The sequence below is a fragment of the Pseudomonas viciae genome (assembly GCF_004786035.1).
Taxonomy (GTDB): Bacteria; Pseudomonadota; Gammaproteobacteria; order Pseudomonadales; family Pseudomonadaceae; genus Aquipseudomonas; species Aquipseudomonas viciae.
The window spans coordinates 5,435,853-5,455,363 of record NZ_CP035088.1; the positions used below are offsets into that span (position 1 = coordinate 5,435,853).

The 19,511-nt window shown below is 61.5% G+C and carries 18 protein-coding genes; 10 read left to right on the forward strand and 8 right to left on the reverse strand.

Annotated elements, in window-relative coordinates; genetic code table 11:
• Positions 1–94: 94 nt before the first annotated feature.
• Positions 95–580: a CS1 type fimbrial major subunit gene (locus tag EPZ47_RS24025; RefSeq protein WP_135847006.1), complete on the reverse strand. Its 486-nt coding sequence runs from the start codon at positions 578–580 to the stop codon at positions 95–97.
• A 429-nt stretch (positions 581–1,009) separates the two neighbouring features.
• Between EPZ47_RS24025 and EPZ47_RS24030 the strand changes: the two genes are divergently transcribed.
• From EPZ47_RS24030 to purT, 4 genes are all read left to right on the forward strand, one after another.
• Positions 1,010–1,576, forward strand: a complete 567-nt coding sequence (locus EPZ47_RS24030; RefSeq protein ID WP_135847007.1) for a PadR family transcriptional regulator — start codon at positions 1,010–1,012, stop codon at positions 1,574–1,576.
• Positions 1,569–2,354 carry a siderophore-interacting protein gene (locus tag EPZ47_RS24035; RefSeq protein WP_135847008.1) on the forward strand — a complete coding sequence of 262 codons (786 nt, stop codon included), beginning with the start codon at positions 1,569–1,571 and terminating at the stop codon, positions 2,352–2,354. The genes EPZ47_RS24030 and EPZ47_RS24035 overlap by 8 nt, the downstream gene beginning before the upstream one ends.
• Before the next feature lie 133 nt (positions 2,355–2,487).
• Entirely contained in the window at positions 2,488–2,955 is a 468-nt protein-coding gene (locus EPZ47_RS24040; RefSeq protein ID WP_135847009.1) for a VUT family protein, read from the forward strand.
• A 102-nt stretch (positions 2,956–3,057) separates the two neighbouring features.
• Complete coding sequence (gene purT / locus EPZ47_RS24045) at positions 3,058–4,239, forward strand: formate-dependent phosphoribosylglycinamide formyltransferase (RefSeq protein ID WP_135847010.1); 1,182 nt, start codon at positions 3,058–3,060, stop codon at positions 4,237–4,239.
• A gap of 195 nt (positions 4,240–4,434) precedes the next feature.
• On the opposite strand, the gene EPZ47_RS24050 is transcribed toward purT, so the two are convergent.
• Positions 4,435–6,849, reverse strand: coding sequence for a glucose/quinate/shikimate family membrane-bound PQQ-dependent dehydrogenase (locus EPZ47_RS24050; RefSeq protein ID WP_135847011.1), 2,415 nt, complete (start codon positions 6,847–6,849; stop codon positions 4,435–4,437).
• Positions 6,850–7,381: 532 nt separating this feature from the next.
• On the opposite strand from EPZ47_RS24050, the gene EPZ47_RS24060 reads away from it, so the two are divergent.
• Together EPZ47_RS24060 and EPZ47_RS24065 are read left to right on the forward strand one after the other, a co-directional pair.
• Positions 7,382–7,612, forward strand: a complete 231-nt coding sequence (locus EPZ47_RS24060) for a VF530 family protein (RefSeq protein WP_135847012.1) — start codon at positions 7,382–7,384, stop codon at positions 7,610–7,612.
• Positions 7,613–7,621: 9 nt separating this feature from the next.
• Positions 7,622–8,260, forward strand: coding sequence for a Pr6Pr family membrane protein (locus EPZ47_RS24065; protein ID WP_135847013.1), 639 nt, complete (start codon positions 7,622–7,624; stop codon positions 8,258–8,260).
• Between the two features lie 148 nt (positions 8,261–8,408).
• Here EPZ47_RS24065 and EPZ47_RS24070 read toward each other — a convergent pair whose 3' ends face one another.
• From EPZ47_RS24070 to EPZ47_RS24080, 3 genes are read right to left on the reverse strand one after another with little or no spacing between them, the layout of a single operon-like run.
• Positions 8,409–8,618, reverse strand: coding sequence for a DUF1289 domain-containing protein (locus EPZ47_RS24070; protein ID WP_135847014.1), 210 nt, complete (start codon positions 8,616–8,618; stop codon positions 8,409–8,411).
• Entirely contained in the window at positions 8,615–9,139 is a 525-nt protein-coding gene (locus EPZ47_RS24075; RefSeq protein ID WP_135847015.1) for a gamma carbonic anhydrase family protein, read from the reverse strand. Before EPZ47_RS24075 ends, EPZ47_RS24070 begins: the two co-directional genes overlap by 4 nt.
• Before the next feature lie 16 nt (positions 9,140–9,155).
• The gene (locus EPZ47_RS24080) at positions 9,156–9,755 is read right to left on the reverse strand and encodes a CoA pyrophosphatase (protein WP_135847016.1); all 600 of its coding nucleotides are present in this window, start codon (positions 9,753–9,755) and stop codon (positions 9,156–9,158) included.
• Positions 9,756–9,900: 145 nt separating this feature from the next.
• Here EPZ47_RS24080 and EPZ47_RS24085 point away from each other — a divergent pair, with 145 nt between their 5' ends.
• The 3 genes from EPZ47_RS24085 to EPZ47_RS24095 all read left to right on the forward strand — a co-directional run bounded on the left by EPZ47_RS24085 (position 9,901) and on the right by EPZ47_RS24095 (position 12,557).
• Positions 9,901–10,452: an NUDIX hydrolase gene (locus EPZ47_RS24085; RefSeq protein WP_135847017.1), complete on the forward strand. Its 552-nt coding sequence runs from the start codon at positions 9,901–9,903 to the stop codon at positions 10,450–10,452.
• A 41-nt stretch (positions 10,453–10,493) separates the two neighbouring features.
• A complete protein-coding gene (locus EPZ47_RS24090) occupies positions 10,494–11,000 on the forward strand; it encodes a L,D-transpeptidase family protein (protein ID WP_135847018.1) in 507 nt (168 codons plus the stop codon).
• A 483-nt stretch (positions 11,001–11,483) separates the two neighbouring features.
• The gene (locus EPZ47_RS24095; protein WP_135847019.1) at positions 11,484–12,557 is read left to right on the forward strand and encodes a scabin-related ADP-ribosyltransferase; all 1,074 of its coding nucleotides are present in this window, start codon (positions 11,484–11,486) and stop codon (positions 12,555–12,557) included.
• 86 nt (positions 12,558–12,643) lie between these two features.
• Here the strand turns inward: EPZ47_RS24095 and EPZ47_RS24100 are convergent, their stop codons facing one another.
• Positions 12,644–12,955, reverse strand: coding sequence for a YqfO family protein (locus EPZ47_RS24100; RefSeq protein ID WP_135847020.1), 312 nt, complete (start codon positions 12,953–12,955; stop codon positions 12,644–12,646).
• Positions 12,956–12,959: 4 nt separating this feature from the next.
• Positions 12,960–16,856 (reverse strand): phosphoribosylformylglycinamidine synthase, encoded by a 3,897-nt coding sequence (gene purL, locus EPZ47_RS24105; RefSeq protein WP_135847021.1) that lies wholly within the window; start codon positions 16,854–16,856, stop codon positions 12,960–12,962.
• A 288-nt stretch (positions 16,857–17,144) separates the two neighbouring features.
• On the opposite strand from purL, the gene mltF reads away from it, so the two are divergent.
• Positions 17,145–18,605: a membrane-bound lytic murein transglycosylase MltF gene (gene mltF, locus EPZ47_RS24110; RefSeq protein ID WP_135847022.1), complete on the forward strand. Its 1,461-nt coding sequence runs from the start codon at positions 17,145–17,147 to the stop codon at positions 18,603–18,605.
• A gap of 125 nt (positions 18,606–18,730) precedes the next feature.
• Here mltF and pdxJ read toward each other — a convergent pair whose 3' ends face one another.
• On the reverse strand, positions 18,731–19,474 hold the full coding sequence (pdxJ, locus tag EPZ47_RS24120) for a pyridoxine 5'-phosphate synthase (RefSeq protein WP_135847023.1): 744 nt from the start codon (positions 19,472–19,474) through the stop codon (positions 18,731–18,733).
• Positions 19,475–19,511: the final 37 nt, after the last annotated feature.

A 19,511-nucleotide genomic window follows, 5' to 3' on the forward strand; every position in this document is an offset into this window, starting at 1 on the left:
GCGTTTCAGATGCGGGCCGCCCGGCAGGGGAGCGCCGGACGGCCTGCGGCAATGCCCGTGGAATGAGGTGAAACTCACCGGGCATCGAACTGCATCACGGGCGAGGTACGGCGTCGAAGATCACGGTCATGTCGGCGGTGTACAGGCCGTTCTGGGTATCCAGAGGCTTGGCCGCGACGATGGTCATGTCAGCCTGGGTACCTGGAGTGGACGTTGCGTCATCCACCACTTCTTGAGAGAGGGCGGTCAGGGTGACGCCGTTGAACTTGGTGGTCAGGGCGATGGCATCACTGCCGTTGTACAGCGATGCCGGGCCACCTTCGATGTAGGCATGGACCGAACCTTCGGTGTTCTTCACGTCGAAGGTCTGGCGCAGGGAAGACAAGGTGCCGCTGACCGTGTTGTAGCTCATGACTTCATCCTTACCGAAGTTCGGGTCACGTGGCTGCACATGGAACTGCAGGGTCGGAATGTTCGCAGTGATGTGGATCGCGGAGCGTGCATCATCGAGTGCGAATACCTGCGAAGCGCTCAGGGCAGCGGCGGTCAGGGAAGCAGCGGTTACGAATTGTTTGAGCATGTTGTTAACACCTGTTCTTAAGCATAAAGAGAAGGGTTGAAGTTGCAGCCCAACAACCGCTTGGCCTGTCCCTTCAACGCCGGGGCATGATCGGCTCTCTTTAATAAAAAATAAGCAGGCACTTTCCCACAAGCGCGTAGTACATCCGGTATATGAAATAGAGAAAAAGACACTAAGTTTGATAAAAAAGAAGTTTGGATGTCAGAAACAACCCACATAACCAGGCTACACGGGACTTAATCATTACAATTGTATGCAACCCCTATCCCTGCCGGCCCCGGACATAGAGCATTCGTGTAAGGTTTTTTTGCAAAACCCAAGTAAGTCCCGGTAAATAAAAATACATCTTAGTTCCAGAACATATCAAAGATACATCTTTGGATAAAGATATATCTCAATTCTATCTTATGCAGAATGGAGAACAGGCATATGACAGTTACTTATTCCCTTCCCAAACACGATGGCTTCGAAGGTCGCCCGGCAGTCCGTGAGCGTGGCAGCCGTGGACCGAGGATCTTCGCCTCCGGTGACCTGAAATTGCTGTCGCTGGCGCTGATTGCCGAACAGCCTTGCCATGGTTATGACCTGATCCGCCGGATCGAGCAGATGTTCGACGGCGCCTACAGCCCCAGCCCCGGCGTGATCTATCCGGCCCTGACCTTCCTGGAAATGAGCTCAATGGTCACCTGCGGGGTCGACGACGGAAAAAAATGCTACAGCGTGACCGACGCCGGACGTCTATCCCTTGAAGAGCAGGCCGTGGCGCTGGAGGAGGTGCGGATGCGCATTGAAACCAGCAAGCGCACGTTGCGCGGACAGGATCGCCCCCCGGAAATCCACGAAGCGGTGTATAACCTGCGACATGCGCTGCAAAAGCACCACGGCCGCTGGAGCCCGGAAGAAACCCAGCGGGTGCGCGACCTGCTCAACGACACCGCCAAAGCCATCATCGACGGCCCCGACCGTCCACCTGTTTCGGAGTCAAGCAATGACTGAAGTCGATCCAAACACCATTCACCGCGTCAACCACGAGATCAAACGCCGCCGCCTGGAAGTCTTGCGCGTGCAAGACCTGACCCCACGCATGCGCCGCATCACCGTCGGAGGGCCGGAACTGGCCGGGTTCGTCAGCCTGGGCACGGATGATCACGTGAAGCTGTTTTTCCCGCAGAATGCCGAGGAACGCGCCGCCCTGGACACCATCGACCCGAGCGCCGGCAAGGCCCAGGGCCCGATGCCGGAAATGCGCGACTACACCCCGCGCCGTTATGACCTGGACACCCTGGAGCTGGACATCGATTTCGTGCTCCACGGCGACGGCCCTGCCGCGACCTGGGCGACCCAGGCGACGCCCGGGCAATACCTCAACATCGGCGGGCCACGGGGTTCGATGATCGTGCCGGACATCTTCGACAGCTACCTGCTGATCGGCGACGAAACCGCCCTCCCCGCCATCGCCCGCCGCCTCGAAGGCCTGGCGCCCAACCGCCGGGCGCTGGTGGTGGTGGAAGTGGAAAACGGCGCCGAGCAGCAGATTCTCCAGAGCCCGGCACACGTGCAGGTGATCTGGGTGCTGCGCGAAGGTCGCCAGGACAACCTGCTGACCACCGTGCAACAGCTGGAAATGCCCAGTGGCAAGCTGTACGCCTGGGTCGCCACCGAGAGCAAGGTATCGCGGCAGATTCGCAAGGTGTTGCTCGAGGAGAAGGGGGTGGATCAGGAGTTCTTGAAGGCGGTGGGGTATTGGAAGGCGGAGGGGAGTGAGGAGGAATGAGGTGCGGCGTGCTGGCCTGCTAAAGTACCCTGCACCACTGACCGTGCACACTTGTGTGGGAGCAAGCTTTGCTCCCACAGGGCTATCGTTGCTCTTGAATGCTTGATCAAAACTCCACCAGGTACCCCGCCCCATGCTTTTCCTGCTCGCCTACATCGCCAGCGTCGTGCTGATCAACTATGCATTCTCCGCCGCGCCGCACCTGGACATCATCTGGTCGGCCTGGGGCGGCTTGGTGTTTATCCTGCGGGACATGGTGCAGACCCGCTTCGGCCATGGCGCCATCGTGGCGATGCTGGCGGCGCTGGTGTTGTCTTATGTCACCTCGGACCCGACCATCGCCCTGGCCAGCGCCACGGCGTTCGCGGTCTCCGAGTGCATCGACTGGCTGGTGTTCACCATCACCAAGCGTCCGCTGCATGATCGGCTGTGGATCAGTTCGGCCCTGAGCATTCCCCTGGACACCTTTATCTTTTTCGGCCTGATCGACGCGCTGACGCCGCCCGTGGTGATCACCGCCCTGGCCTCGAAATTCGCCGGGGTCACGGTGGTCTGGCTGATCATGGCCTGGCGTTTACGCAAGCAAACCGTCGCCGGCTGAAGCCAAACCCCGTGGTTCATGTAAAATGCCGCGCTTTCTCCCTATGGGAAGCTCGCCCGGCGCGCAACCCGCGATGATCCGCTCCTGTTTGAGGACCTTCAGATGACCCGTATCGGAACTCCATTGTCGCCCACCGCGACCCGCGTTTTGTTGTGTGGCAGCGGTGAGCTGGGCAAGGAAGTGGTAATCGAACTGCAGCGCCTGGGCGTTGAAGTGATTGCCGTGGATCGCTACGCCAACGCGCCGGCCATGCAAGTGGCCCACCGCAGCCATGTGATCAACATGCTCGACGGCGCCGCCCTGCGTGCGGTGATCGAGGCCGAGAAGCCGCATTTCATCGTGCCGGAAATCGAAGCCATCGCCACCGCCACCCTGGTGGAACTGGAAGCCGAAGGCTTCACCGTGATCCCTACCGCCCGTGCCGCGCAGTTGACCATGAACCGTGAAGGCATCCGGCGCCTGGCCGCCGAAGAGCTGGGGCTGCCGACTTCGCCGTACTTCTTCGCCGACACCGTCGAAGACTACCGCAAGGCCGTCGAAACCCTAGGTTTCCCCTGCGTGGTCAAACCGGTGATGAGTTCCTCGGGCAAAGGCCAGAGCCTGCTGCGCAGTGCCGATGACGTGCAGAAAGCCTGGGACTACGCCCAAGAAGGCGGCCGTGCCGGCAAGGGCCGGGTGATCATCGAAGGCTTCATCGATTTCGACTATGAAATCACCCTGCTCACCGTGCGTCATGTCGGCGGCACCACCTTCTGCGCGCCGGTCGGCCACCGTCAGGAAAAGGGCGACTATCAGGAGTCCTGGCAGCCGCAAGCCATGAGCTCGGTGGCCCTGGCCGAATCCGAGCGCGTGGCCAAGGCAGTGACCGAGGCCCTGGGTGGTCGCGGCCTGTTTGGCGTCGAGCTGTTCATCAAAGGTGATCAGGTGTGGTTCAGCGAAGTTTCGCCGCGCCCCCACGACACCGGGCTGGTGACGCTGATTTCCCAGGACCTGTCGCAGTTCGCCCTGCACGCCCGCGCCATCCTCGGCCTGCCGATCCCGCTGATCCGTCAGTTCGGCCCATCGGCCTCGGCGGTGATCCTGGTGGAAGGTCAGTCGACCCAGACCGCCTTCGCCAACCTCGGCGCCGCCCTGAGCGAACCGGACACCGCCCTGCGCCTGTTCGGCAAGCCGGAAGTCAACGGCCAGCGCCGCCTGGGCGTGGCCCTGGCCCGCGACGAATCCATCGAAGCCGCCCGCGCCAAGGCGACCCGGGCGTCCCAGGCGGTGAAGATCGAGTTGTAAGCAGTATCGCTTGCCTCATGGTGATCTGTGGGAGCAAGGCTTGCCCGCGATGAACGATAACGCGGTCCACCTGAAGACCAGGGCGCCAGCATCGCGAGCAAGCTTTGCTCCCACAGTTAACTTGGGGTGACATCGGGCTAAAGAAAAAGGCGACACCCGCAAAGGTGTCGCCTTTTTCATGAGCGCCGGTTTTGCTTAATCCGGCAGCTTGTACGCGATCACATAGTCACCCTGCTTGGTGCCCAGGGAACCATGACCACCGGCAACGACCAGCACGTATTGCTTGCCGTCCTTGCCGGTGTAGGTCATCGGCGTGGTCTGGGCGCCGGCTGGCAGGCGGCCTTCCCACAGTTGCTTGCCGTTTTTCACGTCATAGGCACGCAGGTACTGGTCGAGGGTGCCGCTCAGGAACGCCAGGCCGCTGGCGGTGGTGAACGGGCCACCCAGGCTCGGTACGCCCATGCTCAGCGGGATCGGTACCGGCGAGCTGTCACGCACGGTGCCGTTCTTGTGCTTCCACAGGGTTTTATTGTTGGTCAGGTCCACCGCCGCGACATAACCCCACGCAGGCGCCTGGCAAGGCAAGCCCATGGGCGAGAGCAGCGCTTCGAGGATCACGCCATAGGGCGCGCCCTTGTTCGGCTGTACGCCTTCGGTCTCGCTCTTGCGACCCGGACCACCGGCCACTTCTGCCGCCGGTACGAGCTTGGACTTGAACGCCATGTAGCTCGGGTTGACGAAGGCGATCTGGCGCACTGGGTCAACCGAAATGCCGCCCCAGTCAAACACGCCGAAGTTACCTGGATAGACGATCGAGCCTTGCAGCGATGGCGGCGTGAACATGCCGTCATAGCGCAGCGACTTGAAATCGATCCGGCACAGCATCTGGTCGAACGGGGTCACGCCCCACATGTCCCGTTCCTGAAGGACCGGCGGCACGAAGTTCAGGTCAGACATCGGCTGAGTCGGCGAAGTGTGATCGCCTTCCACCGCGCCTTGCGGCACCGGGATTTCCTTGATCGGCACGATCGGCTGGCCGTTGCTACGGTCGAGCACGTAGATGCTGCCTTGCTTGGTGGAAGCCAACACAGCCGGTTTCACACCGTCGGCGGTCTTCAGGTCCATCAGGGTCGGTTGACCGCCGACGTCCATGTCCCACAGGTCGTGGTGGGTGAACTGGAAGTACCAGCGCACCTTGCCGGTGGCGATGTCCAGGGCGGTCAGGCCAGCGGCGTATTTTTCCGATTCCGGCGTGCGGTTACCACCGAACTGGTCGGGGGTCTGGTTGCCCATCGGCAGGTAGAGCATGCCGAGTTTTTCATCGACGCTGAACATCGACCACATGTTCGGTGAGTTGCGGGTGTAGGTCTGGCCTTCGGCAATCGGCGTGGTGTCATCCGGTTTGCCGCTGTCCCAGTTCCACACCAGTTTGCCGGTGTGTACGTCGTAGGCGCGGATCACACCGCTTGGCTCGTCGGTGGAGACGTTATCGGTGACGTGGCCGCCAATCACTACCAGGTTTTGGGTGACTGCCGGTGGCGATGTCGAGTAGTAACCGCCCGCCGTGAAGCCACCGATGTTGGCGGTCAGGTCGACCTGGCCTTTGTCGCCGAAGTCTTCGCACATCTTGCCGGTGTCGGCGTTGAGGGCGATCAGACGGGTATCGGCGGTCGGCAGGAAGATCCGCCGTGGGCACGAGGTGCTGGCCGGCGTGGTGCTGGCAGTGCCGGTGGGGCTCTGTTCGGCCGAGGCGTAGGCGGCGTCATCGTGATAGGTCACGCCACGGCAGGTCATGTGGGCCCACCCCTTGAAGTTTTCGGCTTTTTGCGTGGAAAGCTTCGGATCGAAACGCCAGATTTCCTTGCCGGTTTCCGGCTCCAGGGCAATCACCTGACTGTGGGGCGTGCACACGTAGAGCATGCCGTTGACCTTCAGCGGGGTATTTTCCGCGGTGGTCTCACCCGGATCGTTCGGCCCTGGCAGGTCGCCGGTGCGATAGGTCCAGGCCGGCACTAGTTTGCTGACGTTCTCGGGGGTGATCTGCGCCAGCGGCGAGTAACGATCGCCATGGGCGCTGCGGCCATAGGAATTCCAGTCGCCGTCCGGCATCGCCGGTGCAGTGTTGGTCATCCCTGGCACGCTGTCGCGGTCCAGTTGGCCCTTGATCTCGCCCGGGTTGGTGAACTGGCTGGCGAGGGCGGCGACACCGGCGATGACCACGGCGGCACCCAATGCGCGGGTTCCCGTGGCCGGGGCATCGGCGCTCAACAGCGGGCGGCGGAACCACGGCAGCAACATGACGATGCCCAGGGCAAACAGCATCGCCAGGCGCGGCACCAGTTGCCACCAATCCAGGCCCACTTCCCACAACGCCCACACGGTGCTGGCGAACAGCACCAGCGCGTACAGGCCCAGGGCCGCACGACGGGCCATGATCAGCAGCACGCCGGTCAGCGCCAGGCCGATACCGGCCAGCAGGTAATACCACGAGCCGCCAAGCGTGCTCAGCTTGACTCCCCCGGCCAACAGGGCCAGGCCCATCAATAGAAGCAGAATGCCGAGCAGGCTCGGTAGCAGACGGCTTCGACTCAAAGCACCCTCAGTGCTCATAGTGTGATTCTCCGTGAGGTTTTAAGGAGTCCCGCGCAAGTAGTCACTGTAGATGACGATCTTGCGGGGGCATGGTTCAGTAAAAAAGGTAATTGGGTGGACGCGGACCATTGTGGGAGCGGGCTTGCTCGCGAAAGCGGTGTGTCAGGCGACTTCTACGCCGGAGGTGAAATCGTCTTCGCGAGCAAGCCCACTCCCACAGAAAGTCGTTCGTCATGCGCCCAAAGACAGCGCTGTCTTTCAGAGTCTGAACCTTGAGCATAGAGAAGGCTTTCTTTGATCTTTGACTGGAAATGAGCTGAACGCAGAAGCTTCGCCACAACAGAAGAAGCGTTTCAGCAGGCGGCGCAAGGATAATGTTCTGTTCTCAATAGAGAAAGCGCTTTTGTTGACATGGATCATTTCGGTTTTGGTAACAGTGTGCCGGGCACGATCCAGGCCTTGAGACGAGATGATGAAGGCTATGCTTCCACCACAGGGGCACCTCGGCTAAGGTGCGCGGCTTTACACCCTTTTCGCGCAAAGGCCTGCCATGAACGAACCGAACAACAACCCGCTGCACGGCGTGACGCTGGAGCAGATCCTCAACGCCCTGGTGCAGCACTACGAATGGTCGGGGCTGGCCGAGCGCATCGATATCCGTTGCTTCAAGAGCGACCCGAGCATCAAGTCGAGCCTGACCTTCCTGCGCAAGACGCCGTGGGCGCGGGAGAAAGTCGAGCGCCTGTACATCAAGTTGATGCGCACCAAGCGGCCAGTCTGAGCCGTGGCCATGGATCTGCGTCTTCGTCCCGCGCAGCTCGTGGCGGTGGCGGCGTTGCTCGGCTGGACCGGTTTGAGCGTCCAGCTGTACCTGATTCTGTTGGGCCGGTGGGAACTGGGGGCAAGCCTGCTGGGCGGGCTGGTGAACTTCTTCAGTTTTTTCACGGTGGTGACCAACACCCTGGTGGCGGTGGTGCTGACCTGGGAACTGACCCCTCGCAAATCTGCGGCGCGGCGCTGGTTCCTGCTGCCCGGCGTGCGCAGTGGCATCGCCGTGAGCATCGCCCTGGTCAGCCTGGCCTATAACCTGCTGCTGCGGCACCTGTGGCAACCCGAAGGCTGGCAGTTCGTGGCCGACGAGTTACTGCACGACGTGGTGCCGTTGATGTACCTCGCCTATTGGTGGCTCTCTGTGCCAAAAGGGACCTTGCGTCTGGGCCACATCGGGCTTTGGGTGATCTACCCCTTGGTGTATTTCGCCTGGCTCCTGCTGCGCGGGGAATTACTGGCGGCCTACCCCTACCCTTTTATTGATGTGGCGACCCTGGGTTATCCACAGGTGTTCATCAATGCCGGGGGGATATTGGCCGGGTTTGTCGGGATTGCGTTGGCGGTGGTGGGAGTGGATCGGTGGTTGGGGCTGAAATAGAAGCCTGTGGAAGCTGAGAGCCAACCTGTGGGAGCAAAGCTTGCTCGCGATGCAGGCACCCTGGTCTTTCAGATGGACCGCGTTATCGTTCATCGCGGGCAAGCCTTGCTCCCACAGGTTTGGCTCCCACAGGGATTTGTATCCACAGTCACCGCCTCACCGGCAACATCCACACCAGCCCACTGCTCTTGGCCCGTTCATGACACAACGCCAAGACACTGCGCCGTTCCTCGTTGTCCATCCGACTCCAACGGGTGATTTCCGCCACGGTGCGCTGGCAGCCGGTGCAGATGTCGTCATCGTCCAGCGCGCAGATGTTCACGCAGGGCGAAGGCACCGGGCGTTCGGGGGCATTCATTGTTCTTGCTCAGCGAGGTCGCGGGCATAGCGCTGCGCGTTGTGGAGGTAGTGGGCCGCGCTGGCTTCGAGCATTTTCTTCTGGGCCTCGGTCAATTCCCGCACCACCTTGCCGGGCGAGCCCATCACCAGCGAGCCATCGGGGATCTCTTTGTTTTCGCCGATCAGCGCATTGGCGCCGATAATGCAGTTCTTGCCGATCTTCGCGCCGTTGAGGATCACCGCGTTGATGCCGATGAGGCTGTAGTCGCCCACCGTGCAGCCGTGGAGCATGGCGTTATGGCCGATGGTCACGCCAGTGCCGATGGTCAGCGGGTAGCCCATGTCGGTGTGCATCACCGTGCCGTCCTGCACATTGCTGTTCTTGCCGATCAGGATCAGCTCGTTGTCGCCGCGCAGTACCGCGTTGAACCAGACGTTGGCGCCCTCTTCGAGGCGGACCTTGCCCACCAGCGTGGCGTTGGGCGCGACCCAGCTTTGTGGGTGGGTTTCGACATGGGCATCGCCCAGGCGGTATTTCATGGGAATCCTCGGGGCTTCAGGTATTGATGAAACTCTTGGGCGGTGTGTGCAGGTCGATGCCAGCGTCGTACAACAGGTTCACCAGCTCGACCACCATGATCGCCGTCAGGCCCCAGATCTTGTATTCGCCAAAGCGATAGCTGGGCACGTACCAACTGCAACCCTGGTAATCGATGCGGTGCGTGTGTTCGCGAGGATCCTTGCGGAAAAACTCCAGCGGCACGCTGAACACCGCGGCGATCTCGGCATCGTTGGCCTGGTACTCGACATAATCCGGGATCACCCCGACATAAGGCGTGACCTTGATGCCATGCAACGAAATCAGTGGGCTGAGGGGGCCGATCACTTCCACCAGGCCGGGGGGCAGGCCGATTTCTTCCTCGGCTTCGCGCAGGGCGGTGAAGATCAGGTCCGGGTCTTCCGGGTCGCGACGCCCGCCGGGGAACGCCACTTCGCCGCCATGGGTCGAGAGACCGCTGGCGCGCAGGGTAAGGACCAGTTCCGGTTCATCACTGCGGGTAATCGGCACCAGCACCGCCGCTTCAGGAAAACGTCGGTCGGTCTCCAGGGTTCGCGGGGTATGGTTGCTTACTCGATGCAGTAGCTCGTCCAGCATGAGACTTCTCGATTTATTCGCTACCTTGCATCATGCACCAATCAAGCAAGGGGCCCAACCCCCGCACCGCGTCGTGTCGCGAAACGACAACTTGCCGACCCCGCCCTCGCACGCCAAGATAGGCGCAGCATTCAGGAATCCAAGCATGAAATTCTGCAGCCAGTGCGGTAACCCGGTGACCCAGCGCATACCCGAAGGCGACTCGCGCCTGCGCTTTGTCTGCGACACCTGCCACACCATCCATTACCAGAACCCCAACATCGTCGCCGGTTGCGTGCCGACCTGGGGCAGCAAAGTCTTGTTGTGCCGCCGCGCCATCGAGCCACGGCGTGGTTACTGGACCCTGCCGGCGGGCTTCATGGAGAACGGCGAAACGGTCGAACAGGCCGCCGTGCGCGAAACCGCCGAAGAAGCCTGCGCCCGCGTGCGAAATTTAAGCATCTATACGCTGATCGACGTACCGCACATCAGCCAAGTGCATGTATTCTTCCGCGCCGAACTGGTGGACGAGGATTTCTCCGCCGGGCCCGAGAGCCTGGAAGTGAAACTGTTCGAAGAAGCGGAGATTCCCTGGGATGAACTGGCGTTCCGCACGGTGGGCCGGACCCTGGAATATTTTTACGCGGACCGACGAACCGAGGATTACCCGGTGCGATCCGAATCGATCCCGCCACTGGCTCAGCCTGCCAATACATAAAAAATCAATATAGCCGCGACACCTCTAGGGATATCGTTTCAATGCGCTGGTTGCTTGTCCTGTTCTGCTTGTCGTTCACCGCTGTGTCCCAGGCCTCTGCACTGGGAACCTACAACGGCAAAACCATCGAAAAAGTGCTGGTGCTCAAGTCCGCCCATCAATTGCAATTGATCAACGACGGCAAGCCGCTCAAGACCTATCGCATCTCCCTGGGCAAGGGCGCCAAGAAGGGCCCCAAGCTGATCGAAGGCGACAAGCGCACTCCCGAGGGTTTCTACTGGATCGACTGGCGCAAGACCAGCGACCGTTTCTACCTGTCGATGCACATCTCCTACCCCAACATCAGCGACTCCGCCCGCGCCCGACGCGAAGGCGTGGAGCCGGGGGGCATGATCATGATCCACGGCACCCCGGATTCGGAAGAAAACCCCGAGCAACTGTTCCATACGCTGGACTGGACCGATGGCTGCATTGCCATGCGCAATGTCGACATGCGCGAGGTTTGGAACCTGGTGCCGGATGGGACGATGATCGAGATCCGTCCGTAGCCTCACGCTTCTGTGGCGAGGGGGATTGATCGTTCCCACGCTCTGCGTGGGAATGCATCCCGTGACGCTCTGCGTCACCTTCCAGAAGCGGAACGCGGAGCGTCCCTGGCGACATTCCCACGCAGGAGCGTGGGAACGATCGATGTGTTTTTTCAGCCTTAAAAATCACATGATTGTGATTTGTTCCATGAGAGCTTGCTCCCGCTGGGCTGCGCAGCAGCCCCCAAAGCAGTCATGCCTGACATACCGAGTTGTCAGGACTTGGGGCTATGTCCCTCCCACTTCTTGTTACAAGTCCCCGAAAGCGCAACGCAACCGTCCCCCCCACCTTGATCTACCCTCAGAACTGATGCGGTGGGTCGAGGCTCTGCCCAGTAGGTCGCCCCCGCAGAATTCAAAGTGAGACGTGTCACGTCGAAGCATAGGTAGTCATGACGTATGTGATTCGACAGGGCTTCACCGTTCCAGATGAGACATCAAATCATGACAACTCATAACGGTTTTACCCGGGCGACAGCTGTCGTCGCGGTAGCGTGCGCGTGTGTGTGGCAGTCGGGCTCCAAAGCGTGGGGGGCCGATGAAAAACAGGAGCAGTGGTATACCGCCTGGCTTCAGGTCACGGCGGATCCAAGCGTGGATATCCACAAAACCACGCCCTCGTTGCGCTGGCGTACCGACATGGACACGCTCTACCGGGGGGATACGACGGGTCAGGGCCTCAGTGCCTTCACGAAGGGGCTGTTGCCCAAAGCCGTGGACTTCCCCGAGATCGAATGGAGGTACGACTGGTACAGCCACGGAGGCGGGATCGCTAAGTCTGTGTTTAGCAGCACAACGCGCAAAAAGAGCGTCGCCGAGCACTACGCCAGCGAGTGGTTGTACGAGTTCAAAGCCCCCCATGGAATCGACCAGGTGCAATCGGGGGGGCACTTTCCCGGCGAGGAGGAAATCAGCTTCCCGGGCGGGGTCAAGGGGCACTTCATCAAGCAGGCCTGCAAGCCAATCGATTTTGTCGATTGCGTGCAGAACCCAAACTACCGTGAACCCACCGGCCGCGAGACGATGCAGGACGTCGCCGCGATGTCCATCGACTGGCGCCGGCTGACGCCTCCAGTGGGACTGGCATGGGTAACGACCAAACAATCCCTCTGGGCAGTCGGCTCTACGACGGTCAACCCCGTGCAGGGCGCGGATGCGCTTACCCATGGGTTACGGGGCTGGAATTCTTTGCCACCGAACTTGAGATACGCGTTGGATCAGGAGAGCCACCTGGCTCATTCGATCGTTATGGCATTTCGAGACTATAGCGAAGCCAAGTTCTGGGCAACCGAGAGAGCCTCAAACGGCGGTTGGGTCTATGAAGTCAGGTCCAACGTCGTAGCGGTGGATTTGTCGGTACCTAATGCTGGTCCGCGTGAAGGCGGCTTCGCGTTCATCGGCGGTATCAAGGGAGGCCTGCTGTTGAACGCCCGTCGTTTCGCGAAAGGCGTGAGTGAACCGGTCGAGTGCATCGGCATAGAAAAGGAAGCTTGCAGGCTCGAGAACATCCACCAATAGAGTAGGTCGGGTTTTCAGCATTAATCACGCCCAATAAAAAACCCGCTGAATCAATCAGCGGGTTTTTCATTCAAGCGCCAGAAGGATCAAAAATCCTCCAACCGCCACACCTCATACGCCGGTGTCTCGTAGGGATGGCTCTGCTTCAACGCCGCCACCACCGAACGGATCAACTCATCGGCAACGACAAGCTCCACCTTCCACTCCTCGACCTGCTCGACCTGCCCCGCTTCGCCAATGAACGGCTGGCTGCCGTCCAAGGGGCGAAACTGGCCCTGGCCCAGCACTTGCCAGGCGCAGTGGTCATAGTCGCCGATCCGCCCGCCACCGGCGGAGAATACGGCGCTTTTGACCACCTCCAGGTGGCTGGCCGGGACGAAGAAGCAGAGCTTGTACACCGCCTCAGTTCACCCAGACGCGGGCGTTGCGGAACATGCGCATCCATGGCGCGTCTTCGTTCCAGTCGTCCGAACGCCACGAGTTCTGCACTGCGCGGAAAACCCGCTCAGGGTGCGGCATCATGATCGTGACGCGGCCGTCGCGGCTGGTCAGGCCGGTGATTCCGCGCGGCGAGCCGTTCGGGTTGGCCGGGTAGGTTTCGGTGACCTTGCCGTGGTTGTCGACGAAACGCAGCGACACGCAACCGGACAGGTCGGCTTCGAGCAGGGCTTCTTCGCTTTCGAATTCGGCATGGCCTTCGCCGTGGGCGATGGCGATCGGCATGCGCGAACCGGCCATGCCCTGCAGGAAGATCGAGTTCGACTCCTGGACCTGGACCATCGCCACGCGGGCTTCGAACTGCTCGGAACGGTTACGCACGAAGTGCGGCCAGAACTCGCTGCCCGGGATCAGCTCGTGCAAGTTGGACATCATCTGGCAACCATTGCACACGCCGAGGGTGAAGCTGTCGGTCCGTTCGAAGAAACCCTGGAACGCATCACGGGCGCGGCTGTTGAACAGTGCCGACTTGGCCCAGCCTTCACCGGCACCCAGTACGTCACCGTAGGAGAAACCGCCACAGGCGACCATGCCCTTGAAGTCGTTCAGGTCGACACGGCCAGCCAGGATGTCGCTCATGTGCACGTCGATCGCGCTGAAACCGGCGCGGTCGAATGCCGCCGCCATTTCCACCTGACCGTTGACGCCCTGCTCACGCAGCACCGCCACCTGTGGGCGAATACCTTTCTTGATGTAAGGCGCGGCCACGTCGTGGTTGACGTCGTAGCTGAGCTTGGCGCTCAGGCCCGGGTTGTCTTCTTCCAGCAGCGCGTCGAATTCCTGCTCGGCGCAGTCGGCGTTGTCGCGCAGGCGCTGGATCTGGTAGCTGGTTTCCGCCCACTGGCGCTGCAACAGGCTGCGCTGGCCTTCGAAGACGGTGTCGCCGTTGAAGGTGATGTTGATGTGGGCGTTGTTGATCGGCTGACCGATCACCGAGACGCAGTCGGCCAGGCCAGCCGCGCTGAACTGGGCGAGGATGTCCGGGGTGGCGTCCTGGCGAACCTGGATCACCGCGCCCAGTTCTTCGTTGAACAGGATGGCCGGGATTTCAGCGGTGGACTCGGCAACGCTGTCGAGGGTCAAGCTCAGGCCGCAATGGCCGGCGAAAGCCATTTCCACCACGGTGGTCAGCAAACCACCATCGGAACGGTCATGGTAGGCCAGCAAGTGACCGTCGGCGTTGAGGCCCTGGATGACGGCGAAGAACGCCTTCAGGTCTTCGGCATCATCGACGTCCGGCGCTTGCGAGCCGAGCTTGCCGTGCACCTGGGCCAGGATCGAGGCGCCCATGCGGTTCTGGCCACGGCCCAGGTCGATCAGGATCAGGTCGGTGGTGCCTTTGTCCATGCGCAGTTGCGGGGTCAGGGTCTGGCGGATGTCGGTGACTGGAGCAAAACCGGTCACGATCAGCGACAGTGGCGAGGTCACGCTCTTGTCCACGCCTTCATCGTTCCAGCGCGTGGCCATGGACATGGAGTCCTTGCCCACCGGAATGGTGATACCCAGCTCCGGGCACAGCTCCATGCCGACGGCCTTGACGGTGTCATACAGACGGGCGTCTTCACCCGGGTGGCCAGCGGCGGACATCCAGTTGGCCGACAGCTTGATGTCGGAGATCTTGCCGATGCGCGAGGCCGCGATGTTGGTCAGGGTCTCGCCAATCGCCATGCGGCCCGACGCCGGAGCGTCCAGCAGTGCCAGCGGCGTACGCTCGCCCATGGCCATCGCTTCGCCGGTGTAGACGTCGAAGCTGGTGGCGGTCACGGCAACGTCGGCCACCGGCACCTGCCACGGGCCGACCATCTGGTCACGGGCCACGAGGCCGGTGATGGTGCGGTCGCCAATGGTGATCAGGAAACTTTTGCTCGCCACGGCCGGGTGGTGCAGTACACGTTCGATGGAATCAGCAACGTCGAGCGTCGACGGGTCGAAATCATCGCCCAGCTCGGCTTCGCGAACGGCCGAACGGTGCATGCGCGGGGCCTTGCCCAGCAACACTTCCAGCGGCATGTCCACCGGGCTGTTGCCGAAATGACTGTCGGTGACGGTCAGTTGCGGCTCGGCGGTGGCTTCACCGACCACGGCGAACGGGCAGCGCTCGCGCTCGCAAATGGCCTGGAAGCGTTCGAAGTCGGCCGGGCCGACCGCCAGGACGTAACGCTCCTGGGATTCGTTGCTCCAGATTTCGTGCGGGGCCATGCCCGGCTCGTCGTTCGGAATGTTGCGCAGTTCGAAGCGGCCACCACGGCCACCGTCGTTGACCAGTTCCGGGAAGGCGTTGGACAGGCCACCCGCGCCGACGTCGTGGATAAAGCTGATGGGGTTGTGTTCACCCAGCTGCCAGCAACGGTCGATGACTTCCTGGCAACGACGTTCCATTTCCGGGTTTTCCCGCTGGACCGAGGCGAAGTCCAGGTCCGCCGAGCTGGTGCCGGTGGCCATGGAGGAAGCCGCGCCGCCGCCCAGGCCAATCAGCATGGCCGGGCCACCGAGGACGATCAGCTTGGAGCCGACCAGGATTTCGCCTTTCTGCACGTGGTCGGCGCGGATGTTGCCCATGCCGCCGGCGAGCATGATCGGTTTGTGGTAACCGCGAACTTCTTCACCACGCGGAGTGGTAATGGACTGTTCGAAGGTACGGAAGTAACCGGTCAGGGCCGGACGGCCGAATTCGTTGTTGAACGCCGCGCCCCCAAGAGGACCTTCGATCATGATGTCCAGGGCGTTGACGATGCGCTCAGGCTTGCCGTATGGCTTTTCCCACGGCTGTTCGAAGCCCGGGATCTGCAGGTTCGACACGGTGAAGCCGGTCAGGCCAGCCTTGGGCTTGGCACCGCGACCGGTGGCGCCTTCGTCGCGGATCTCGCCACCGGAGCCGGTAGACGCACCCGGGAACGGCGCAATCGCGGTCGGGTGGTTGTGGGTCTCGACCTTCATCAGGATGTGCACCGGCTCCTGGACCGCACCGTACTGGCGGGTCTCAGGGTTCGGGTAGAAGCGACCGGCGACGTTGCCGACGATCACCGCGGCGTTGTCCTTATAGGCCGACAGCACACCTTCGTTGTGCATCTGGTAGGTGTTCTTGATCATGCCGAACAGGCTTTTTTCCTGGCTCTGGCCGTCAATGTCCCAACTGGCGTTGAAGATCTTGTGGCGGCAGTGCTCGGAGTTGGCCTGGGCGAACATCATCAGTTCGATGTCGTGGGGGTTGCGCTTCAAGCCCTGGAAGGCGTTGACCAGGTAATCGATCTCGTCTTCGGCCAGGGCCAGGCCCAGCTCGGCGTTGGCTTTTTCCAGCGCGGCGCGGCCGCCGCCCAACACGTCGATGGCGGTCAGTGGCTTGGGTTCGGCGTGGCTGAACAGGCCGGCGGCCTGTTCCAGGTTGCCCAGTACGACCTGGGTCATGCGGTCATGCAGGCCGTCGGCGATCAGTTGGGCCTCGGCCTCGCTGAACTCACCGGCGACATAAAAGGCAATACCGCGCTCCAGGCGCTGGATTTTCGCCAGGCCGCAGTTGCGGGCAATGTCACTGGCCTTGCTCGACCACGGCGAAATGGTGCCAAAACGCGGCAACACCAGGAACAGGCGACCGGCCGGCTCCTGGACGGGAACACTGGGACCGTACTTCAGAAGGCGCGCAAGCACCTGCTGTTCGTCGCCGGTCAAACCGCCGGTGACTTCGGCGAAGTGAGCGAATTCAGCATACAAGCCACTGACAGCCGGTACCTTCTGGCTCAGTTGCTCAAGGAGTTTGCTGTGGCGAAAGGCAGAAAGGGCAGGAGCGCCGCGCAGGATCAACATCTTCGGGACAGCCTCGGGAAGGGGGTGTGCTTTGAGGCCGTGCATTCTAGCCTAAACCGCCGGCAACGGCACCCGAAACGGCACGTGCGGTGCAGGCCGAATGTCGGTCTGTGCGCCAATGACCCTGTCGGGGGCCTAATGCCGTGACCATGGCGAGTTATTTTTCAGCGGTGCAAAGCTCGTCCCACGCCAGCCCGCCTGCGTTACGGACATGTTTTGCAACGGCTAGCAGACTGGCCTTTTGCTGTCGAGATATGGCGGCAGGGGCCGTTTGCGTATACTGCGCAGATGTTTTCCCCAACGGCTTTGCGTCCGCGGTACGCCAAATGGCTGATCGCTACCGGACTCTTCCTGGTGCTCAGTGGTTGTGTTGAGAAACCCAACACACTGGAGCGCGTAAAGGAGGATGGCGTGCTGCGGGTGGTTACCCGAAACAGCCCTGCCACCTACTTTGAGGATCGCAACGGTGAAACCGGCTTCGAATACGAGCTGGTGAAGCGCTTCGCCGAGGATTTGGGGGTGGAACTGAAGATCGAGACCGCCGACAACCTCGATGACCTGTTCAACCAGGTCGGCAAACCCAACGGCCCGGTGTTGGCGGCTGCCGGCCTGGTCAGCAGCGAGCCACGCAAGAAACAGGTGCGGTTTTCCCACGCCTACCTGGAAGTCACCCCGCAAATCATCTATCGCAACGGCCAGTCCCGCCCCACCGACGCGGCCGCCCTGGCCGGCAAGAAGATCATGGTGCTCAAGGGCAGCACCCATGCCGAACAACTGGCGCAGTTGAAACAGCAATATCCAGGCATTGAATACGAAGAGTCCGACGCCGTTGAGGTGGTCGACCTGTTGCGCATGGTCGATGAGGGCCAGATCGATCTGACCCTGGTCGATTCCAACGAAGTGGCGATGAACCAGGTGTACTTCCCCAACGTACGCGTGGCCTTCGACCTGGGCGACGCCCGCAGCCAGAGCTGGGCGGTGGCGCCCGGCGAAGACAACAGCCTGCTCAACGAGATCAACAGCTACCTCGACAAGGTCCAGAAGAACGGCACGCTGCAACGCCTGAAAGACCGCTATTACGGGCACGTCGATGTCCTCGGCTACATGGGCGCCACCACCTTCGCCCAGCACTTGCAGCAACGGCTGCCCAAATACGAGCAACACTTCAAGGCCTACGCCAAGAAAGAGAAAGTCGATTGGCGCCTGTTGGCCGCGATCGGCTATCAGGAATCGCTGTGGCAACCGACGGTGACGTCCAAGACCGGCGTGCGTGGCCTGATGATGCTGACCCAGAACACCGCCCAGGCCATGGGCGTGTCCAACCGCCTGGATCCGAAGCAGAGCATCATGGGCGGCGCCAAGTACCTGGCCTACATGAAGGACCAATTGGACGAGAGCATCCAGGAGCCGGACCGTACCTGGTTCGCCCTCGCCGCCTATAACGTGGGCAGCGGTCACTTGGACGACGCCCGCAAACTGGCGGCCAAGGAAGGGCTGAACCCGAACAAGTGGCTGGATGTGAAGAAGATCCTGCCGCGCCTGTCCCAGAAACAGTGGTACAGCAAGACCCGCTACGGCTACGCCCGGGGCGGCGAGCCGGTGCATTTCGTGGCGAACATCCGTCGCTACTACGACATCCTGACCTGGGTCACGCAGCCGCAACTCGAAGGCAACCAGGTGGCCGAGGGCAACCTGCACGTGCCGGGTGTCGACAAGAGCAAGCCGAACCAGGAAACCCCACCGCTCTGATTGCCATACACCACCCTTAATGTGGGAGCGGGCTTGCTCGCGAATGCGATTTGTCAGTTAACGATTATGTCGACTGATACACCGCTTTCGCGAGCAAGCCCGCTCCCACAGGGGATAGTGTTGGATCAAGGCTTAGCGGCAGCCAGGATCAGCGCTTTCATTTCCGACACCGCCGACTTGAACCCGACAAACAACGCATGGGCCACCAGCGCATGGCCGATGTTCAGTTCATTGATGCCCTTGATCGCCGCGACGGCTTCGACGTTGTGGTAGTGCAGGCCATGGCCGGCGTTGACGATCAGGCCCTGGGCCAGGCCGAAGGCCACGCCATCGGCCACCCGTTGCAGCTCATCGGCCACGGCCGTTGGCGTTTCGGCATCGGCATAACGGCCGGTGTGCAATTCGATGGCCGGGGCGCCGACACGCTTGGAGGCTGCGATCTGCCGCTCGTCGGCATCGATGAACAGCGACACCTCGGCACCGATCTTCGACAGCCGCTCCACCGCCGCCCTGATCCGCGCTTCCTGCCCCGCCACGTCCAGGCCGCCTTCGGTGGTCAGCTCCTGACGCGTTTCCGGCACCAGGCAAATGTGTGCCGGGCGGATGCGCTCGGCGAACGCCATCATTTCTTCGGTCACGCCCATTTCGAAGTTCATGCGGGTTTGCAGCACGTCCTTGAGCAGCAGCACGTCGCGCTCCTGGATGTGGCGACGGTCTTCACGCAAGTGCACGGTGATGCCGTCGGCGCCCGCCTCTTCGGCGTCCAGTGCGGCCTTGACCGGATCCGGGTAGCGCGTACCGCGGGCCTGGCGCAGGGTGGCGACATGGTCGATGTTCACGCCGAGAAGAATGCGATTGCTGGTGCTCACGAAAAGGCTCCTGAATGGACAAATAGTCGGCCCACAG